Genomic DNA, 22,094 nt, shown 5'->3' with positions numbered 1-22,094 from the left:
AAGGGAATTACCCAATTATCGTTAAAAAAGACCACCTTGAACACTTCCTTTAATTTTGCCTAAATGTTTATAAGCATGTTCAGTTACTTCTCTGCCTCGAGGAGTTCTCATAATAAAACCTTGCTGAATTAAAAAGGGTTCATAAACTTCTTCAATAGTTTCGGCACTTTCACTAACTGCAGTAGCGAGTGTTGTAATTCCTACAGGGCCACCTTTAAATTTATCGATAATGGTGATAAGAATTTTATTATCCATTTCATCTAGACCATGAGCGTCTACGTGTAACGCTTTTAGAGCAAATTTTGCAATACCAATATCAATAGTACCATCACCTTTTATTTGGGCAAAATCGCGAACTCTTCGTAAAAGGGCATTTGCAATTCTAGGTGTACCACGACTTCTTCCAGCAATTTCAATTGCGGCTTCCATAGATATAGGTACATCTAAAATAGTGGCACTTCGTTGTACAATTGTTGTTAGTAAATCAGTTTGATAGTATTCTAAACGGCTGTTAATTCCAAAACGAGCTCGCATTGGAGCGGTTAATAAACCAGATCTTGTTGTTGCACCTATTAGTGTAAACGGTTCTAAGTTGATTTGAACAGTTCGGGCATTTGGCCCAGATTCGATCATAATATCAATCTTATAATCTTCCATGGCAGAGTAGAGGTATTCTTCTACTATAGGACTTAAACGATGTATTTCATCAATAAATAAGACATCACGTTCTCCTAAATTGGTCAAAAGCCCCGCTAAGTCACCTGGTTTATCTAACACAGGACCAGAAGTAACTTTAATGTTTGCGTTGAGTTCGTTTGATAAAATATGAGCTAATGTAGTTTTTCCTAATCCTGGAGGTCCATGAAATAAAGTGTGGTCTAAAGCTTCATCTCTAAGGTTGGCTGCTTCAACAAAAATTTTTAGATTCTCAAGAACCTGCTCCTGTCCAGTAAAATCATTAAAATTTAACGGTCGTAATTGTTTTTCAACGTCAATTTCTTCATTTGAAAAATTTTCATCGGAAGGATTTAGGTTTTCATTCATTGAACAAAAATAAGTTATTTTGATTCACAAATTATAAAATTCAAAAATCGTTAATTATTTATTTTCTCGTAAATAGAACTATAAGGTTAAATTACTTTAGTCTCTTTGCACATCAATTAGCTCGGCTAACACAATTGCTCCACCAAAATTTTCTTTAATTTCAACGAGAGCTCTATCTGCCGCTAGTTGTGTTTTGTAGTTTCCAACACGTACTTTCCAATCCGGTGGAAAATTCTCAATCTTTAAGTAGGCATCAGGAAATAAGGTGTTAAATTCCTCACGAGCCTTATAGGCTCCCTGCTCACTTCCAAAAAATATCTGAATTCTGTACCCTTTAACTTTTGTTGTGTTTTTATTATGTGCTCTTTTTTTAGCTACGATGTTTTTTATACTTTCACTGCTTACTATTTTTAAGTTCCCTTCTTGCTGTGCCATGATAAGGTTAGTACTTAATAGTGATATTATAAAGATTGCTATGCTGTATCTGTTTAAAAATGATTTCATTATAGGTTTTTGTTTTGGCAAATTTAAAATTTTGTTTTTAGCTTTAACATATCATTCGTTATTTAGAACCATTATAAATTGCATTTAACATTATTTTTAGATTTTGCTTGTATCCAAATAATGTTATTTTTGTCAAATCTTTCTAAGAATGCGTTTTCATTTCTTGAATAGAAAAAATCGTACCAAAACGACACCAGATAATATATTTTATAATATGAAAAGTGTGAATCAACACCGTAAAATCTTAAGAATACTCGTTTCTAGTCTTACTTTTGTTTTACTTTTTACATCACAGATATTTGCTCAAGAGGCTAATCTTGATAATGGTAAAAAAATATTCAATGCTAATTGTGCTGCTTGTCATAAATTGGATAGTAAGTTAATAGGACCGCCGTTAAAAGGTGTTACTGAGAGAAGAGAGCAGGATTGGTTAATTGCATGGATTAAAGATAACGCAGCTCTTAGAGCTACTGGAGATGCTGATGCAATAGCAATCTATGAAGAGTATAATAAAATGCCAATGGTGGCATATCCTCAATTTTCAGATCAAGATATTAAAGATGTTTTAGCGTATACAGATGATAAGCCTGTTGAAAAGGTTGAAGGTGGTGATGCTGCTTTTGTAACTGCAGCTTCTTTGGGTATTGATTCTTTAGAAGTAATTAAAGGTAAAAAGACTTTTAATGCCAATTGTGCGGCGTGTCATAAATTAGATTCAAAATTGATTGGGCCTGCTTTAGCGAAAGTACAAGATAGACGATCAGATGAATGGTTACATTCATGGATTAAAGATAATGCAGCTTTAAGAGCTAGCGGTGATGCTGATGCAATTGCTATTTTTGATGAATATGGTGGGTCACCGATGACCGCTTTTCCTCAATTGTCAGATGCAGATATCGATGCTATTTTATTATACACAAAACATTCGTCAATTTTAGAGGCTAAAAAGATAGGTGGAGAAGAAGTTAGTTCAGTAGCGGAAACAACACCAATTCCTTGGGCAACCTATTTGGTGATGCTTGTTTTAGCTATTGCTGTAGTTTGGGTTTACTTTATGAGTAAAAACGAATTCCTAAAATTGGTTACAACAATTGCTTTATTATTAGTAGTAGGTTATTTAGCGTATTGGGGTATGATGAGTATAGGTAACGACCAAGGGTATAAGCCAGTGCAACCCATCGCTTTTTCACATAAAATACATGCCGGAGATAATAAAATTGATTGTCAATATTGTCACTCTTCAGCAAAGCATAGTAAGACTTCAGGTATTCCTTCAGTAAATGTTTGTATGAATTGTCATAAAGGTATTTCAGAATATAACGGTCCTGTAACTGTTGAAAATGATAAGGCTTTTTACGATGGTGAAATTCAGAAAATTTATGATGCTGTAGGATGGGATAAAGAGGCAAATGCATATATAGCAGGTTATGAACAAAGACCTATCGAATGGATACGTATCCATAACTTACCAGATTTCGCATATTTTAATCACTCGCAACACGTAACTGTTGGAGGTGTAGCTTGTCAAAAATGTCATGGACCTGTAGAGGAAATGGAAGAAGTAGAACAGTTTTCTCCATTAACAATGGGATGGTGTATCAATTGTCATAGAGAAACTGAAGTTAAAGTTGAAGATAACGAATATTATGCTAAAATACATGATGAGTTGTCCAAGAAATATGGTGTTGAAAAAGTTACCGTAGCACAAATGGGTGGTATGGAATGTGGTAAGTGTCACTATTAATTCCGCATGTAGACATAATGATTTATGTGTAAATGAGAGAGGATTTAGAAGTAGCTGAAACGAAGTAAAAAAAGAATTAAAATTAAAAGTTTAGAATTGGTTTCAGAGTTAATCGAATAACCATAACTAAATAACAAATAACTAAAACAAAGAATGGCGTCAAACAAGAAATACTGGAGAGGTGTTGAAGAGCTTAATGAAAACAGCTCTATTGTTGAAAAGCTAAAAACATCAGAATTTGCTGAAGATTTACCAACAGATGAGTTTCTTGGTGATAAGGAAGCATTAGAATCTTCTTCAACTTCAAGACGGGACTTTTTAAAATATGTTGGTTTTACAACAGCAGCAGCGTCATTGGCAGCTTGTGAGGGGCCAGTAGTTAAATCTATTCCTTACGTAATAAAGCCTGATGAAGTTACACCAGGTGTAGCAGATTATTATGCGACATCAATGGCAAACGGATACGATTTCGCCAACTTACTAGTGAAAGTTCGTGAAGGACGTCCTATTAAAATTGAACCAAATAAATTAGCTGGAAATCAAGGGGGTACCAATGCAAGGGTACAAGCTTCGATTTTAGCTTTATATGATAATAACCGTTTACAAAATCCTAGAGCTAAAGGAGAGCCTGTAAATTGGAGTACTTTTGATAAAGCTACAATGGCTGAGTTAAATGCGTTAAAAGCCAATAATGAAACTATTGTATTTTTAACAGGTACTACAGCGAGTCCAACAACAAATCAACTAATACAAGATTTTAAAGCATCTTATGCTAATGTTAAGCATATCGCTTATGATGCAGTTTCCGAATCTGCTGCTTTAGATGCGTTTGAGACATTATACGGAGAGAGAGCATTACCAGACTATGATTTTTCTAAAGCTGAGGTAATTGTAAGTATTGGTGCAGATTTCTTAGGAGATTGGCAAGGTGGAGGTTTTGAAGTAGGGTATGCAAAAAGCAGAATTCCAAATCACGGAAAAATGTCTCGCCATGTGCAGATTGAGTCTAACTTATCGCTAACAGGTAGTAACGCAGATAGGCGTTATATGGTGAAGCCATCAGAACAAAAACAAGTATTATTAAATGTTTATAACGCTTTAGTTGGTGGAGGTTCAACAAAATCTACTTCAATTGAAGAGGGGGTAAAGCAAACGATAAAACAATTGCAAGCTGCTGGTAAAAAAGCAGTGGTTGTAACTGGAATACAAGATAAAAATGCTCAATTATTGGCATTGGCTATTAATAAGGCAATTGGTAGTGAAGCTGTAAATACAGTAGCTCCAAAATATGTAAGAAGTGGTAGCGATGCTAAAGTGTCTCAATTAATTGAGGATATGAAAGCAGGTAAAGTTGGTGGATTGATTACCTATCTTACCAATCCAGCTTATACATTAGCCAACAGTGCTGATTTTGTTGAAGCACTTAAAAAAGTAAAACTCTCTATAGCTTTTTCTATGGGAGATGACGAAACGGCATCTGCAGCTCAGTATGTAGGAGCAGTTCCTCATTATTTAGAATCTTGGGGTGATGTAAGAATTAAGAAAGGTCATTTTGGTTTAACACAACCAACAATCAGACCTTTATTTAATACACGTCAGTTTCAAGATACATTGTTAAAATGGAATGGTAGTTCACTATCATACCACGATTATTTAAAAGCATATTGGAAGTCTAACGTATTAAAAGGACTTTCATGGAACAATACATTACACGATGGTGTTCGTCATATTGGTACAGTAGCTGATGCTGTTGAAACTGCTATTTTTGATGAAGAGATTCCAAGTCAAATTTCTCCGGAAACAGTTTCAGTTCAAGGAGCATTAACGGCTTTGGCAGCTTCTATAAAACCTGCTGATTTAGAGTTGGAATTATATACTAAAACGAGTATGGGTAATGGACAAATGGCTAATAATCCTTGGTTACAAGAATTGCCAGATCCAATTACTAGAACTTCATGGGATAATTATATTACCATCTCTAGAGTTGATGCTATTGCAAAAGAGATTACCAATAGAACAGTTTCTAATGGAGCCTTAAATGGCGATTTAGCAAACATAACCGTAAATGGGGTATCCTTAGAAAATGTACCCGTATATATTCAACCGGGACAAGCACCTGGTAGTATTGGTTTAGCTCTAGGTTATGGTAGAAAATCTGCTGCAGTTCAAAAAGATTTACAAGTAGGTGTTAATGCCTATCCTTTATATCAAAATTTTTCAAATCATCAATCAGTAACTATTGAAAAGGTTGCTGGTGAACATGAATTTGCATGTATTCAGTTACAACATACCTTAATGGGTAGAGATGAAATTATTAGAGAAACAACTCTAGATGATTTTGTTAATAAGCCAAAACACGATTGGAATCCTGAACCTCATGTTCAATTAGACCATCAAAATGTTTCATTGGAGAAAGTAGATTTATGGGAAAGATTTGATGATTCTTTAGGTACGAAATTTAACCTTTCAATAGATTTAGCTACGTGTATTGGTTGTGCGGCATGTATTGTAGCATGTCATGCAGAAAATAATGTTCCTGTTGTTGGTAAAGATGAAATCAGAAAGAGTAGAGATATGCACTGGTTGCGTATTGATAGATATTATTCTTCTGATATGACTGAAGAGAGAGGGAAAGAAGAAGGTATTTTTGGTACGGGTACGTATTTTAATGCTCAAACGCATCCTTCTGATAATCCTAATGTTACTTTCCAACCTGTAATGTGTCAACATTGTAATCACGCACCATGTGAAACAGTTTGTCCGGTTGCAGCAACATCTCATGGTCGTCAAGGTCAAAACCAGATGGCATATAACCGTTGTATTGGTACTCGTTATTGTGCAAATAACTGTCCTTATAGAGTACGTAGATTTAACTGGTTTAAATATTTTGATAATAACGAGTTTGATTATAACATGAACAATGACCTAGGTAGAATGGTACTTAACCCAGATGTTACAGTACGTTCTAGAGGGGTAATGGAGAAATGTTCTATGTGTATTCAAATGACTCAAGCTACCATATTAAAAGCTAAAAAAGAAGGAAGACCTGTTAAGGATGGAGAGTTTACTACAGCGTGTGTTAATGCATGTAGTACTGGTGCCATGGTGTTTGGAGATGTTAATGATAAAGATAGTAAAGTAGCACATATTAAAGAAGATGATAGAACTTTCCATTTATTGGATTTTGTAGGTACACAACCTAATGTATTCTATCAAGTGGATATTAGAAACACAAACGAATCATAATAATAATTAAGAATAGTATATAATTATGGGTCATTACGAAGCACCTATTAGAGAGCCAATTATCACTGGAGACAAAAGTTACCATGATATTACTTTAGATGTAGCCGCTCCAATTGAAGGTAAAGCCAATAAAAGTTGGTATATAGCTTTTACAATTGCATTGATAGCCTTTCTTTGGGGTATTGGATCAATCGCTTATACCATAGGTACAGGTATTGGTGTTTGGGGTCTAAACAACAGAATTAACTGGGCTTGGGATATTACCAACTTTGTATGGTGGGTAGGTATCGGTCATGCTGGTACATTAATTTCTGCGGTACTTTTATTATTCCGTCAAAAATGGAGAATGGGTATTAACCGTTCTGCTGAAGCAATGACAATCTTTGCGGTTTTTCAAGCTGGTTTGTTCCCATTAATACACATGGGTAGAATTTGGAATGGGTTTTATACCTTACCAGTACCAAATCCTTTAGGTTCGTTATGGGTAAACTTTAACTCGCCATTATTATGGGATGTATTCGCTATTTCTACGTATTTATCAGTATCATTAGTATTCTGGTGGACAGGTTTGTTACCTGATTTCGCTATGATTAGAGATAGAGCTACGAAACCATTTCAAAAGAAGATTTACAGTTTGGTAAGTTTTGGATGGAGCGGTAAAGCTAAAGACTGGCAACGTTTTGAAGAAGTTTCTTTAGTGTTAGCAGGTTTAGCAACTCCATTAGTACTTTCTGTACATACAATTGTATCATTTGATTTTGCTACTTCGGTAATACCAGGTTGGCATAGTACGGTGTATCCACCTTACTTTGTTGCAGGTGCAGTATTCTCTGGTTTTGCAATGGTACAGACGCTATTATTAATTATGCGTAAAGTAAGTAACTTAGAAGACTATATTACAAGAGTACATGTTGAAAACATGAATAAAGTAATCTTAGTAACTGGAGGTATTGTTACGGTTGCTTATTTATCAGAACTTTTTGTGGGTTGGTATACAGGTAGTAGTTATGAAGATTTTGTGTATTTATCGGTAGGTGCTGCAACAGGACCATATTGGTGGGCATTCTGGTCATTGATAATTTGTAATTCTATTATTCCGCAACTATTTTGGTTTAAGAAAATTAGAAGAAATTATATATGGACATTCATAATAGCTATTTTCATTAATATTGGTATGTGGTTTGAACGTTTTGATATTATTGTGATCAACTTGAGTAGAGGACATCTGCCATCATCATGGACACAGTTTTCACCAACATTTGTCGATATCGGTATTTTTGTAGGAACTATAGGATTTTTCTTTGTACTGTTTTTATTGTATGCTAGAACGTTCCCAGTCATTGCACAAGCAGAGGTTAAGTCTATCTTAAAATCATCAGGTAATAATTTTAAAAGAGAAAGAGATAATCCTAGTGCTGTAAAAACTGAAGTTAAAAAAGAACCAGTTGTCATCAAACAAGAAATTGTTAAAGAAGAAAAAATTATTGAGAAACCAATAGTTGATGTAGATGATAAACAAGCTAAAACAAATAGCTTACTTGAAAGTTTAGGTACTTTTGATGCTGCAAAAGATAAGGCAGATAATCTTAAAAAGATCAGCGGTATTGGTCCAGTAATGGAGAAAACGCTAAATCAAATAGGTATTTACACCTTTGCACAGGTTAGCAAAATGACAAATAAAGAATATGACTTGTTAGATTCAATCACGGGTTCTTTCCCAGGAAGAGCACAAAGAGATGATTGGGCAGGACAGGCTAATAAACTTAAATCGTAATTATGAGTTCTAAAGTAATACATGCATTATACGATGATGATGATGTGCTTTTAAATGCCGTAAAAGAGGTAAGAGCAGCACACCATCATATTGATGAGGTTTATACACCTTTTCCAGTACACGGTTTAGACAAAGCAATGGGTATACCACCTACGCGATTGGCTATAATGGCATTTATATTCGGGGTAACGGGTTTAGCCTTTTCTATATGGTTTTTAAATAATATAATGATAGTAGATTGGCCACAGAATATAGGTGGTAAGCCTAGTTTTAGTTTTTTAGAAAACATGCCGGCTTTTGTGCCTGTAATGTTTGAGATGACTGTATTCTTTTCGGCTCACTTAATGGTGATTACTTTCTATATGAGAAGTAAAATTTGGCCATTTCAAACAGCTGACAATCCAGATCCTAGAACTACTGATGATAAGTTTTTAATGGAAGTTGCAGTTGACGGAAATGAAGATGCACTAATTGCATTATTAGAAAAAACAGGTGCTGAAGAAATATCAGTAAAGGAAAAACATTAATATAAGATGAAACGAGCATGTTAAAAATTTTATCCCTCAAAAGAATGATTATTTGCGAACAGCATGTGACCGTTAAAAAATTATAAATATAAATACATGAAAAGCTTTATAAAATATACTTCAATTGTAACTCTACTAGTGCTGATGGTTTCTTGTGCTGGTGATAGTAAAAGAAGTAGACAAGTTCAATATATGGGTGATACTGACATGTATAACGCGGTATCATATGAAACCTATTCTACAAACCCTGTGTTTAAGAATGGTATATCTGCTCAGTTACCGGTTGATGGAACTATCGCAAGAGGTAAAAGTACTTATGATGTTCCAAATTCTGAAATTGGTTATCAGTATGCAAAAGATTCTGTTCGCTCACCATTATGGGAAAAAGCATCTACAGATTCAATAGTACGCATTTCTGAAAACAATTTGAAACAAGGTAAATATCTTTATGGTATCTATTGTGCAAGTTGTCATGGAACAAAAGGTGATGGTCAGGGTGTACTTGTGCAAAATGAGAAGTTTTTAGGTGTTCCTAACTATAAAGATAGAGAAGTTACAGAAGGAAGTATTTACCATGTACTTATGTACGGTAGAAACTTAATGGGATCGCATTCTTCACAGTTAAATGAGAAAGAGCGTTGGCAAGTTACAGCCTATGTTGAACAATTAAGAAAAGATTTGTTAAAATAATATTGATTTAGCAAGAATTAAAAGATATGTACACATTTTCAAGTAGATTAAAGACCTTTTCATTAGTACTAATTATTATTGGTGCTTTAGGTATAGGTTATGGCTTTTTCACAGCACCAAAAACCGTTGATGACGTAAAAGCAATGATGCATAATGCGGAAGATTCGCATGGAGCTGCCACTGCAGAGCATACAGAAGTTGACGACCATGCTTCCAAAGATGTTCATGAAGTAACGGGTGCAATAAAAGGCGAACATGCCACAGAGAACGATCATGAAGCTGCAGGTGAGCATGGTGATGATGCTGGACATTACGAACATGTATTAATGCAGGCTCAGAATAGACCTTGGACTGCTATTTATGTACCTATGATTTTCTTTTTACTGATCAGTGTTTGTGCGTTGGTGTATTATGCCATTCAAAGAGCAGCAAGTGCAGGTTGGTCGCCATTATTGTTTAGAGTTATGGAAGGTGTTACAGGCTATATAGGGATTGGTTCATTAATAGTACTAGCCTTTTTAGTAGCATCAGCAATGCATGGTAATCACATGTTTGCATGGATGTATGCTAGTGCAGACCCAACAGCGGCAAATTTTGATTTTGCTATGGAAACAAAAGATTGGTGGTTAAACATACCAGGTTTTTTAATACGTGCTGTTATTTACGTTTCAATCTGGATTGGTTTTAGACATTTTATCCTTAAAAATTCTAGATTACAAGATGAGTCTGGTGATTTAAAATATTTCAAAAGGAGTTTTAATCTTTCTGTAGTATTCCTAGTGGTATTCTTAGTGTCAGAATTATTTATGGCATTTGACTGGTTAATGTCTATTGATCATCACTGGTTTAGTCAATTATATTCATTCTATGTTTTTGCAAGTATGTTTGTTTCAGCAATCACTGTAATAGCATTAGTAACGATTTATCTAAGGTCTAGAGGTTTTTTACCTCAAGTTAATGATAGTCATATTCATGATTTAGCAAAATATATGTTTGCCTTTAGTATTTTCTGGACATACCTTTGGTATGCACAGTTTATGTTACAGTGGTATGCAAATATTCCAGAAGAAGCAACGTATTTTTATCCTAGATTATTAGGCGAATACCAACCCTTATTTATTGGTATGTTAATTATGAATTTTGTATTTCCTATTTTAGTATTAATGAATAGTGATTACAAAAGAATTCCATGGTTTGTTGTATTGGCAGGTTTAATTATATTAACAGGTCATTATTTAGATGTGTTTGTAATGGTTGCACCAGGTACAGTAGGTAGTCATTGGCATTTTGGCATTCCTGAAATAGGAGCATTATTATTCTTTGCAGGATTGTTTATTTTTGTAGTGTTTAATTCACTTACAAAAGCACCGTTGCTTCCTAAAGAGAATCCATTTATTAAAGAAAGTGAAGTTTTCCATTATTAAAAAATATCAAGCATAACAGATGAAGGCACTATTTTTTATTATCATTTTTGTAGTTTTAATTGTTGCTTGTTGGCAATTTGTAAAATTATTAGGCTTAACGAAAGTTGATAATCAAACAGCTACAGAAAAAGAAAATAACATTAACGGATGGTTAATGTTGGGCCTTATGGGCTTTATTTATGGGTTAATGATATATAGCATGTATGGTGCTAAAGATGTATTGTTACCAAGAGCATCGGCATCAGAAGAAGGGTATCATATAGACAACTTGTTTGTAATGACCATGACATTGATTTTGGTTGTTCAATTTATAATGCAATTTTTGTTATTTTTCTTTAGCTTTAAGTATAGAGGAATTGACGATAGAAAAGCTTTTTTCTTTGCTGATAGCCATAAATTAGAAACGATTTGGACAGTTATACCCACGATTGTACTTTCAGGATTAATCATCTATGGTATTTGGACATGGAATAATGTTATGGATTCGTCAGATGCAAAAGATCCAATATTTATAGAATTATACGGTAAGCAATTTCAATGGGATGCACGTTACGCTGGAAAAGATAACCAATTAGGTTCTGCGAATGTTCGTTTTATCGAAGGAACAAACACTATGGGTGTTGATATGACTGATAAGAATTCTGCCGATGATATTCCGTTGGTTGTAAATGAAGGTAAGTTTGTAAAAGAACTTCATGTTCCAAAAGGAAGAAAAGTAATATTCAAAATTCGTTCTCAAGATGTATTGCATTCTGTTTTTATGCCTCACTTTAGAGCTCAGATGAATGCTGTACCTGGTATGGTAACTGAAATCGCTTTTACACCAGTAGTAACAACTGCTGAAATGCGTTTGAATGAGGATACTAAGGCGAAGTTCGAAGCCATCAACGAACTTAGAAAGGAAAAAGGTGAAGAAGCTGTAGAATTTGATTATCTAATTTTATGTAATAAAATTTGTGGATCTTCACATTACAATATGCAATTGAAAATAGTTGTTGATGAAGAGGCTGATTTTAATAAATGGTTAGCAACTCAAAATACTTTTGCCCAAATAAAAAATAAATAATAAAAAATAAATATTTTAGAATATGTCAGATCATCATCATAAAGAAACTTTTGTAACGAAGTACATCTTTAGTCAAGATCATAAAATGATTTCTAAGCAGTATCTAATTACAGGTATTGTTATGGGTTGTATAGGCGTGTTTATGTCTATGTTGTTTCGTTTACAATTAGCGTATCCGGAACAATCTTTTAGCATAATAGAAGCTTTTTTGGGTAGAGCTGGTGAAGGTGGTGTTATGACACCAGATATGTATTTATCTTTAGTTACAATACATGGTACCATTATGGTATTTTTTGTATTAACGGCAGCATTGAGTGGTACTTTTAGTAACCTCTTAATACCATTTCAAATTGGTGCTAGAGATATGGCATCTCCATTTCTTAATATGTTATCATATTGGTTATTCTTTTTATCGAGTGTAATCATGTTGTTGTCATTGTTTATTGAAACAGGACCGGCTAATGCTGGTTGGACAATCTATCCTCCATTAAGTGCATTACCTCAGGCAATATCAGGTTCTGGATTAGGTATGACGATGTGGTTAGTATCTATGGCTATTTTTATTGCTTCATCTTTAATGGGAGCATTAAACTATATCGTAACGGTATTAAATTTGAGAACTATTGGAATGAAAATGACAAGGTTACCATTAACCATTTGGGCATTTTTTGTTACTGCAATAATTGGTGTGGTTTCATTTCCAGTATTATTGTCAGCAGCATTATTATTAATAATGGATAGAAGTTTTGGTACTTCCTTCTTTTTATCAGACATATATATAGCGGGTGAAGTATTACATTATAAAGGAGGTTCTCCAGTTTTGTTTGAACACTTGTTTTGGTTCTTAGGGCACCCTGAAGTATACATTGTAATTTTACCTGCAATGGGTATTGTGTCTGAAGTATTAGCAACGAATTCACGTAAACCAATATTTGGATATAGAGCGATGATTATTTCTATAATCGCAATTGCATTTTTATCTACAATCGTTTGGGGTCACCATATGTTTGTAACAGGTATGAATCCATTCTTGGGCTCTGTGTTTACATTTACAACCTTATTAATTGCCATACCATCTGCTGTAAAAGCATTTAACTGGATAACCACGATTTGGAAAGGTAATTTACGGATGAACCCTGCCATGTTGTATTCTATTGGTTTTGTTTCTACTTTTATTACAGGAGGGCTAACAGGATTAATTCTTGGAGATAGTGCTATTGATATTAACGTGCATGATACTTATTTTGTAGTAGCTCACTTCCACTTAGTAATGGGTGTATCTGCTATTTTTGGAATGTTTGCTGGTGTGTATCATTGGTTTCCTAAAATGTATGGAAAAATGATGAATAAAGACTTGGGTTATTTACATTTCTGGTTAACAGCAATTTCTGCCTATGGAGTGTTTTTTCCAATGCATTTTATTGGTCTAGCAGGTTTACCAAGACGTTATTATAACAATACCGCATTCCCAATTTTTGATGATTTATTACACATTAATAAAGTAATGACCATCTTTGCTATTATTGGTGGATTGGCACAAATTATATTTTTAGCAAACTTTTTCTTTAGTATTTACAAAGGAAAACGAGCTCCTAAAAACCCTTGGCATGCAAATACATTAGAGTGGACTACTGAAGTAGACCACATCCATGGTAACTGGGCAGGTGAGATACCAGCAGTGCACCGTTGGCCATATGACTATAGTAAAATTGATGAAAACGGAGACCTATGGGGTGGACAAGATTTTACACCACAAACAGTTCCAATTCGCGATGGCGAAGAAGAATTTTAGAAATGAATATAATATTTAATTATATAATCAGCCTTAGTTTTTACTAGGGCTGATTTGTTATAAATAACCTTATGAGAATGAAGAAATATTTTAGTATCGTCATATTGTTACTTTCAATAGCTGTCAATGCACAAGAATTAGAGCTTTCTCAGGAATGGAAACAAATATTAAATAATGAGAGACAAGAAGCTTTAAATAGTTATAATAAGGGCACTGAAGTTAGTAATATTGAAAGTTTATTACTAAAAAGAATAATTTCTCTGGAGAATGGAGGATTAGAGAATGACCAAGAATTCTTAAGTGAAATTTTAAAGAAAAACAATTATGAATATTATCTCTATGCTTTTTGGAATAAAAACTTTTTCTTTAAAAATTATTTACATTCTGGATTTGATAGTTCCACGAGAGGGTTTCTGAAACAAATTAACACGACTACAATTAGCACACCTACAATTAAAAATGCAGTCAATTATTTAAAAGCAATTGTTAGCAGAGAGAAACGAGATTTTAATACATATCAAACGTACATTGATGATATACCAGCTTTAAAAAGATGGCAATATTGTGGTGTTTTTGAAAATTTAAATCAAAGTGGTTTAGATGTGATTTATGCTCCTGAAACGACTCCGTATAGTGAATTGGACTTTGATGCAAATAGTAATGGTAAAATAAATTGGTATACGCCTAAAAATATTGGGAAAGAATCTTACCAGTTTATGTCTAACCACTCTGAATATGGAGCTGGAGTTCATTATGCACAAACATTTATTACCTCTGAAATTAATCAAAGAGTAATATTGAAACTAGGTAATTCTTCTGCCTTTAAAGTATGGGTAAATGATGTCTTAATTCTTGAGAATACGAATGATGTTAATACTGATTTGGACGCTTATAATATTGAATTTAATTTATCTAAAGGAGTAAATAGACTCTTGATAAAAAATGCAGAAAGTTCTTCCTCTACATATTTGATTGCCAGGATTACCGACATGCAAGGGCAAACATTAAGTAATATCACGGACAAAAGTGATTATAGTAAATACAACAAATCTACTTTAGTAAATTTAGATGCAAAATTACTGGAACATCCAGTAGAAGCTTTTTTTAAGAAAAAAATAAAGGAACATCCTTCTGATTTTCTATATAAATATGCACTAATGTCATTCTATATTAGAAATGGGAAATACACTGAAGTAAAAAAGTTGTTATTACCTCTTAATGAAAAGTATATAAAGAGTTCTTTTATAAGAAAAGACCTTATCCAGGCGTATACACTAGAGAATGATATTACAACGGTTAATAATCTAAAAAAGAACATGATTTTAGATGATCCTGATTATTATATGTCGTTAATGTTTGATTTGCAAGACAATAATAAACTTTCTAGTTTATCTATAGATGATTTACAGTTGTTTTTAGATAAATTTTCAAAGGCTACTAATTACGAAATATTAAAATTATCAAGTAACTTAATATTAGAATCTAGAGAAATGGACAAAACAGCCATTAGAAGTTCACTTGATAGAATAATGAAAGTTTCGAATGATTGGGTATATATGCAACGACTTTATGGTAGTTTTTATTCAACAATTTTAAGCGATGATAAAAAAACAATAAATATTTTAGAGAATATTAATGCGAACTATTTTGATGATGCAACTATAACTTTACTTGCTAATAAATATGAAAAATTAAACGAGAAAGAAAAGGTAATTGAATTGTACGAAGCTATTTATAAAAATTTCAGTTTCGATAATTATTCAATCATCAAACTTGTGAAAAAATTAATTAGTTATCAAAAATATGACAAAGCATTATTTTTTGTTAATAAGGCTATTGAGAATTATAATTATTCATTTGAAGCTTTAAGATTAAAGGCTGATATTTTAGTGCAGCAAGGAAAGAAAGATGAAGCCATTAGGTTTTATAAAAAATCGTTGTCTTATGATAGTGGTAATAATAGTATTCGTAAAAAGATACATGATTTGACTAATACCAAAGACGTTATAGAAGAGCAGCATATAAAAGATCTTTATAATTATATAGCAACAAATAGAAATAAAATACAGACTAATAATTATGGATATAACATATTGTTAGATGATGCCATAGTATTAAGATATGCAGAAGGTGGAGGTAAATATAGACTTACTTTTGTTTATGAAATTACAGCAGAAGCAGGAGTAGAAAGGTTTAAAGAATATGATTTAGGCTTATCAGGAAATTATAGGTTTATAAAAACTGAATTAGTTAAAAAAGATAAAAGTTTAGTACCAGCTGACAAAAAGGGTAGTAGTTTAGTCTTTAAAGGTTTAGAAATTGGAGATGTTGTTTATATAGAATATGAGAATTCTGATATAGGTACAGGAAGGTTTTATAAAGATTATACCGATTATTATCAATTTGATTCGTTTCACCCATGTTTAAAAACGAGTTATACAATTCTGGTTCCAGAAAATATTAATATCAATTATACAATTGCGAATGGAGAGTTAGATTTAATCAAAGATAAAGTTGGTGAGTATACCAAATACACATGGGTTTTAGAAAATGACCCTGGTATAAGTCAAGAAGAGAGCTATATGCCTAATAATGTTGATATTGTGCGGTATCTTCATATAAGCACAATAGAAAATTGGAGTAAAATATCAAATTGGTATTCTGATTTAGTACGTTCACAGAAAATTGTAAATGCTGAAGTTGAAAGTGCATATAATAGTATATTTCCCCAGGGGATTATGGGGCTATCTCAAGAAGAACGTGCAAAGAAGATCTATTACTACATTATGAATAACTTTAATTATAGCTCTGTTTCGTTTCGCCAAAGTGGCTTTATTCCTCAGAAACCTTCAAAGACAATCTCTACGAAACTTGGCGATTGTAAAGATTTTTCTACTTTATTTGTAACGTTGGCTGAAAAAGCGGGTTTGGACTCTAATTTAGTATTAATATTAACCAATGATTTCGGACAAAAATCGACAATATTGCCTTCTCAAGATTTTAATCATTGTATAGTCAAAGTAATGATAGATAATAAAGGGTATTATTTGGAATTAACAAATAAGAATTTACCTTTTAAATCATTACCCACAAGTCTTATAAATGCTACAGCTTTAGAAATACCTCATAAAGCTGAAAAAGATAAGGAAAATAATATATTTAAATTACCAGAATCTACTGATAGTCCGTCAGTAATTTCGAGTAAAGCAACAATCCAATTTGTTGATAATAAAATAAAATTGGATGTTCATACAAAAATATCAGGTGCTGCCAGTTCTTATTATGTTGGTTTATTTGAAAACCCAAATTATGAGAATATAAAGAAAGACCTTCAAAAAGATTTTGAAAATAGTTTAAATAATAACATTGTCATTGATACTATTCATAATATAAAAGCCAAAAGAGGCATGTCTAGCATAAGCTATAATACTAAGCTAGCATTAGATAATGAAAATAAAAAATTAGGGTCTATTATTGTTTTTCAACTACCAATTCTTTCTGTTGTTTTCGAAAATTCTATAATTAATTTACAAAAAAGAAGTTTTCCAATTGAGTATACACAATATGAAACCATTAATAATTATAATACATCATATAATATAATACTTCCTGAAGGTAAAAATTTTGTTGAGGTACCCGAGAGTGTTGCTTACAATTTTAAATCTCATTCATACGCCATTTCTTACAAATTGATAAGTGATCAGGAGTTGAAAGTTGACATTAATGCGATTACTGATATTAAGAATAATATTTCTACTGATGATTATGAAGAGTTTAGACTATATGTATCTAACATTATAAAAGCTAAAGAAGCATTTATCGGCTTTAAATAAGAAGACGGCAAGGTTTTTCCTATATTTGAGAAAACAATCTTAACCTATGCGAATCGTCAAAAAACTACTTAAATATTTAGTGCTACTTATTGTTTTAATAGGGATTGCTCTTTACTTTTTTGTTCAACACTTAAAACCTACTTATAGTGGAGAATTAAACTTAACCTCATTATCTGATAAGGTAGAAGTGTATTATGACGATTATGGAGTACCTCATATTTACGCTGAAAATGAGTTAGATGCTCGAAGAGCATTAGGCTATGTGCATGCCCAAGATAGATTATGGCAAATGGAAGTTATTAGAAGATTAGCTGCCGGACGACTGTCAGAATTGTTCGGAGAAAAATTAATCAGAACAGACAAGTTTTTTTCAGGATTAGGCATTGAAGAAGCATCAGCAAAAACCATTGCCAACTTAAACAAAGACTCTGAAGCTTATAAACAGACCATGGCTTATATAGATGGTATCAATCAGTTTATTAAAAATGGACCAAAACCGATAGAGTTTTATTTAGTGGGTTTAGACAAAGAAGAATATACTTTAAACGACGTTTATAATGTATTTGGTTATATGGCCTTCAGTTTTGCAATTGCTCACAAAACAGACCCCTTATTGACAGAAATAAAGGGGAAATTAGGTGCAGATTATTTAAAAGAACTGAATATACCCATTACCGAAAATTCAACGCTTATTAAAAATGAAGTAAACCCTATTTTAGAAAAAGGATTGGCCAATGCAGTAAATGATATCTATGAAAATTTACCCATTTCGCCTTTTATTGGAAGTAATAGCTGGGTTATTGGAGCTGAGAAAACAAAAAATGGTAAAGTTATATTAGCAAATGACCCACATATTGGTTTTAGTCAACCTTCGGTTTGGTACGAATCGCATATAAAAACACCTAATTATGAGTTGTATGGTTATAATTTGGCCTTAACTCCATTTCCATTACTCGGTCATAATAGAACGTACGGTTATGGTATTACCATGTTTGAAAACGATGATGTGGATTTTTATTACGAAGAAAATAATCCTCAAAATGAAAATGAATATAAAACAGCTGATGGGTTTGAAACCTATCAGGTAATTGACAAAGAAATAAAAGTTAAAGATGCAGAATCGGTCAAATATCAAATAAAAGTAAGTAGGCACGGTCCACTAATGAATGGTATTATTGAGCACATTACAGATGAGCGACCTATAGCTATGGATTGGATATATACCAAATTAAATAATAAACTTTTAGATGCTTGCTACGGTATGTCTCATTCAATTTCACTTTACGATTTTAAAGCGGCCGCTGCATTAATTCATGCTCCGGGTTTAAATATTATGTATGGCGATGCTGATGACAATGTAGCATGGTTTGCAGCAGCAAAATTATATAAATTGAATGATAGTGTAAATCCAAAAGTCATATTAAATGGAGCTAGTGGAACAAATGAAAAAGTTGAATATTTAGACTTTTCTCAGAACCCTCAAGCCATAAATCCGAAAAGCAACTATGTGTATTCCGCCAATAATCAACCTGATTCTATTGATGGAAGGTTGTATCCTGGCTATTATTTACCTGAAGATAGAGCGAAACGGATTGTACAATTGTTAGAAGCAAAAAACGATTTCACCAAAGAAGATGTAATGGTTATGATTAATGATGTTACCAGTGCTGTAACACCATCAATAGTGGAGAATGTTTTAACAAGTATAAAAGCAGATGATTTTAATGATAATGAAAAAAAAGCGATTCAAATTTTACAAAATTGGGATGGTAATTATAAGTTAGAAAGTATCGCTCCGACGATTTACAATCGCTTTATATACACATTTTTAGTCAATACTTTTAAGGATGAAATGGGGTCTAGTTTTAATCAGTTTATAAATACCCGGTTACAAAAGAGAATGAATGCATTTCAAATGGCAAAAGACAATTCCATTTGGTGGGATGATATTACTACGAAAGGCAAGGTAGAAACAAAACAAAATATTATTACTAAATCTATAAAAGATGCGATTTCTTTTTTAGAAAACCAACTGGGGAAATCAATTGATGAATGGACGTGGAATAAAGTACACACTGTTGAGCACAAACATCCTATGGGTGAAATTGCGGCATTACGAAGCTATTTTAATGTTGGACCTTTCGAAATTAATGGAGGTTCAGAAGTAATAAATAATTTAGGATTTAAGCTGGATAGTACAGGATATTATCAAGTTACATTTGGTCCGTCAACTCGAAGAGTTGTCGACTTTTCTGATATAGAAAATAGCATGAGCATATTGCCAACAGGGCAATCGGGTAATGTACTGAGTAAACATTATAAAGACCAAGCTGAAAAGTATAATAAAGGGGAGTTTGTACCTATGCTTTTGAATGAAAAGGTAATTAAAGGATTTAAGCGGAAGTTAGAGTTTAAATCAACCAATTAATTAGGAATTTTAAAATTATTTAGTAACATTTGTATAAGAAATGAAAACAAGAAATTTAGTCAATAATAGTATTCTTAATGTCGTGATTATTTCATGGCAGTAATTGGGAATGTATTATTATTTAAAAATATAATAACCTTCCTAATTTTAGGAAGGTTTTTTTTTGAATTGAATATAATTTATTTTAGTAATTAAAATACTGAAAGTCAGTTAATAACGTGATAAATTGTCAATTGAATTTAATGTAGTAATAAGATAAGACATTTAAATAAATCATGTAAAAACTACTTTCGTAGATGCATAGTAAAATTTCAGTAGTACCCAAATCGATAATAAAGTTTTATGATAAATAAATATAGTAGAGTCGTAACTCAAGATGATACCCAACCAGCTGCACAAGCCATGTTACATGCTGTGGGATTAAGTGATGAAGATTTTAACAAAGCCCTAGTAGGTATCGCTAGTACAGGTTATGAAGGGAACCCTTGTAACATGCATTTAAACGATTTGGCCAAGCTCGTCAAGCAGGGTACAAAAGATGCTGATATTGTTGGTTTAATTTTTAATACGATTGGTGTAAGTGATGGTATATCTATGGGGACACCTGGTATGCGGTTTTCATTACCTTCTCGTGATGTTATTGCTGATTCAATGGAAACCGTAGTACAAGCTATGGCATATGACGGAATGGTTACGGTTGTTGGTTGTGATAAAAATATGCCTGGAGCCTTAATAGCGATGTTGCGATTAAATAGACCATCGATTTTAGTGTATGGAGGTACAATAGCATCAGGTTGTCATAACGATAGAAAATTAGATGTTGTTTCTGCATTTGAAGCTTGGGGCGAAAAAGTTGCAGGTACGATGGGTGAAGAAGAATATAAAGCAATTATTCATAAAGCAATTCCAGGAGCTGGTGCTTGTGGAGGTATGTATACAGCAAATACTATGGCTTCGGCTATTGAAGCGTTAGGTATGGCGTTGCCATATAATTCTTCAAACCCTGCAATTAGTGCTGAAAAAGAAGCAGAAAGTATTGCAGCAGGAAGTGCCATGCGTCTGTTATTAGAGAAAGATATTAAACCTTCAGATATTGTCACACGCAAGTCATTGGAAAATGCAGTGCGTTTGGTTACTATTTTAGGAGGATCTACAAACGCAGTATTGCACTTTTTGGCAATTGCTAGAGCTGCAGATATTGAGTTTACTTTAGCAGATTTTCAAAGAATTAGTGATGAAACACCATTTTTGGCCGATTTAAAACCAAGTGGTAAGTATTTAATGGAAGATGTGCATCGAGTCGGTGGTATTCCAGCAGTATTAAAATATCTTTTAGTGAATGGTTTGTTACATGGTGATTGTTTAACTGTAACAGGTAAAACATTAGCAGAGAATTTAATAGATGTTGAAGATTTATTAGATGGTCAGGATGTTATTAAACCGTTAGAAAATCCTATAAAAGCTACAGGTCATTTGCGAATCATGTTCGGTAATTTGGCAGAAGAAGGTTGTGTAGCAAAAATAACTGGAAAAGAAGGCCTACGCTTTCAAGGTACTGCAAGAGTATTTGATAGTGAATTTGAAGCCAATGATGGAATTAGAGATGGTATCGTAAAAAAAGGAGATGTTATCGTTATCCGTTATGAAGGTCCAAAAGGTGGTCCAGGTATGCCAGAAATGTTGAAGCCAACAGCAGCCATTATGGGTGTTGGTTTAGGTAAAGATGTGGCATTGATTACCGATGGTAGATTTTCTGGTGGTACACACGGTTTTGTAGTAGGACACATTACACCAGAAGCTCAAGAAGGAGGTACAATTGCCTTGGTTGAAAACGGTGATGAGATTATTATTGACGCAGAAACAAATAGTATTACGGTAACGGTATCTGATGAAGAGTTGAAGCGACGAAAAGCCAACTGGAAACAACCAGATTTAAAATTTAGTAAAGGAGTATTATACAAATATGCAAAAACGGTTTCGTCAGCATCAAAAGGATGTGTAACAGACGAGTTCTAAAATATA

Annotated in this window: 13 protein-coding genes and 1 pseudogene; 12 read left to right on the top strand and 2 right to left on the bottom strand. The window is 33.0% G+C overall.

All coding sequences use genetic code 11. The features are described 5' to 3' along the window. Positions 1–21: 21 nt before the first annotated feature. Both ruvB and JBL43_RS05750 read right to left on the bottom strand, forming a co-directional pair. Positions 22–1,044 carry a Holliday junction branch migration DNA helicase RuvB gene (gene ruvB, locus JBL43_RS05755; protein ID WP_138948467.1) on the bottom strand — a complete coding sequence of 341 codons (1,023 nt, stop codon included), beginning with the start codon at positions 1,042–1,044 and terminating at the stop codon, positions 22–24. Positions 1,045–1,140: 96 nt separating this feature from the next. After that, a complete protein-coding gene (locus JBL43_RS05750; RefSeq protein ID WP_198840502.1) occupies positions 1,141–1,548 on the bottom strand; it encodes an SPOR domain-containing protein in 408 nt (135 codons plus the stop codon). 148 nt (positions 1,549–1,696) lie between these two features. On the opposite strand from JBL43_RS05750, the pseudogene JBL43_RS20475 reads away from it, so the two are divergent. The 12 genes and pseudogenes from JBL43_RS20475 to ilvD all read left to right on the top strand — a co-directional run. Next, positions 1,697–2,110: pseudogene (locus tag JBL43_RS20475) on the top strand (c-type cytochrome); the annotation flags it as partial. Continuing rightward, positions 2,102–3,292, top strand: a complete 1,191-nt coding sequence (locus JBL43_RS05745; RefSeq protein ID WP_407921051.1) for a c-type cytochrome — start codon at positions 2,102–2,104, stop codon at positions 3,290–3,292. The pseudogene JBL43_RS20475 and the gene JBL43_RS05745, both read left to right, overlap by 9 nt. A gap of 153 nt (positions 3,293–3,445) precedes the next feature. Beyond that, the gene (locus JBL43_RS05740; RefSeq protein WP_198840501.1) at positions 3,446–6,538 is read left to right on the top strand and encodes a TAT-variant-translocated molybdopterin oxidoreductase; all 3,093 of its coding nucleotides are present in this window, start codon (positions 3,446–3,448) and stop codon (positions 6,536–6,538) included. 22 nt (positions 6,539–6,560) lie between these two features. Next, the gene (locus JBL43_RS05735; RefSeq protein ID WP_198840555.1) at positions 6,561–8,312 is read left to right on the top strand and encodes a helix-hairpin-helix domain-containing protein; all 1,752 of its coding nucleotides are present in this window, start codon (positions 6,561–6,563) and stop codon (positions 8,310–8,312) included. A 2-nt stretch (positions 8,313–8,314) separates the two neighbouring features. Continuing rightward, the gene (locus tag JBL43_RS05730) at positions 8,315–8,839 is read left to right on the top strand and encodes a DUF3341 domain-containing protein (RefSeq protein ID WP_198840500.1); all 525 of its coding nucleotides are present in this window, start codon (positions 8,315–8,317) and stop codon (positions 8,837–8,839) included. 96 nt (positions 8,840–8,935) lie between these two features. Then, the gene (locus JBL43_RS05725) at positions 8,936–9,529 is read left to right on the top strand and encodes a c-type cytochrome (RefSeq protein WP_198840499.1); all 594 of its coding nucleotides are present in this window, start codon (positions 8,936–8,938) and stop codon (positions 9,527–9,529) included. Positions 9,530–9,555: 26 nt separating this feature from the next. Beyond that, the gene (locus tag JBL43_RS05720) at positions 9,556–10,953 is read left to right on the top strand and encodes a quinol:cytochrome C oxidoreductase (RefSeq protein WP_198840498.1); all 1,398 of its coding nucleotides are present in this window, start codon (positions 9,556–9,558) and stop codon (positions 10,951–10,953) included. Positions 10,954–10,972: 19 nt separating this feature from the next. Further along, positions 10,973–12,019 carry a cytochrome c oxidase subunit II gene (locus tag JBL43_RS05715; RefSeq protein ID WP_198840497.1) on the top strand — a complete coding sequence of 349 codons (1,047 nt, stop codon included), beginning with the start codon at positions 10,973–10,975 and terminating at the stop codon, positions 12,017–12,019. A 22-nt stretch (positions 12,020–12,041) separates the two neighbouring features. Continuing rightward, entirely contained in the window at positions 12,042–13,811 is a 1,770-nt protein-coding gene (locus JBL43_RS05710; protein ID WP_117881767.1) for a cytochrome c oxidase subunit I, read from the top strand. 77 nt (positions 13,812–13,888) lie between these two features. Then, complete coding sequence (locus JBL43_RS05705; RefSeq protein WP_198840496.1) at positions 13,889–17,644, top strand: transglutaminase domain-containing protein; 3,756 nt, start codon at positions 13,889–13,891, stop codon at positions 17,642–17,644. A gap of 46 nt (positions 17,645–17,690) precedes the next feature. Beyond that, positions 17,691–20,072 (top strand): penicillin acylase family protein, encoded by a 2,382-nt coding sequence (locus tag JBL43_RS05700; RefSeq protein WP_198840495.1) that lies wholly within the window; start codon positions 17,691–17,693, stop codon positions 20,070–20,072. Between the two features lie 342 nt (positions 20,073–20,414). Further along, positions 20,415–22,088 carry a dihydroxy-acid dehydratase gene (gene ilvD, locus JBL43_RS05695; RefSeq protein ID WP_198840494.1) on the top strand — a complete coding sequence of 558 codons (1,674 nt, stop codon included), beginning with the start codon at positions 20,415–20,417 and terminating at the stop codon, positions 22,086–22,088. Positions 22,089–22,094 lie beyond the last annotated feature (6 nt).

Source organism: Aureibaculum flavum, from assembly GCF_016406085.1.
GTDB classification, from domain to species: domain Bacteria; phylum Bacteroidota; class Bacteroidia; order Flavobacteriales; family Flavobacteriaceae; genus Aureibaculum; species Aureibaculum flavum.
This window is presented reverse-complemented; position numbering and strand designations above follow the sequence as displayed.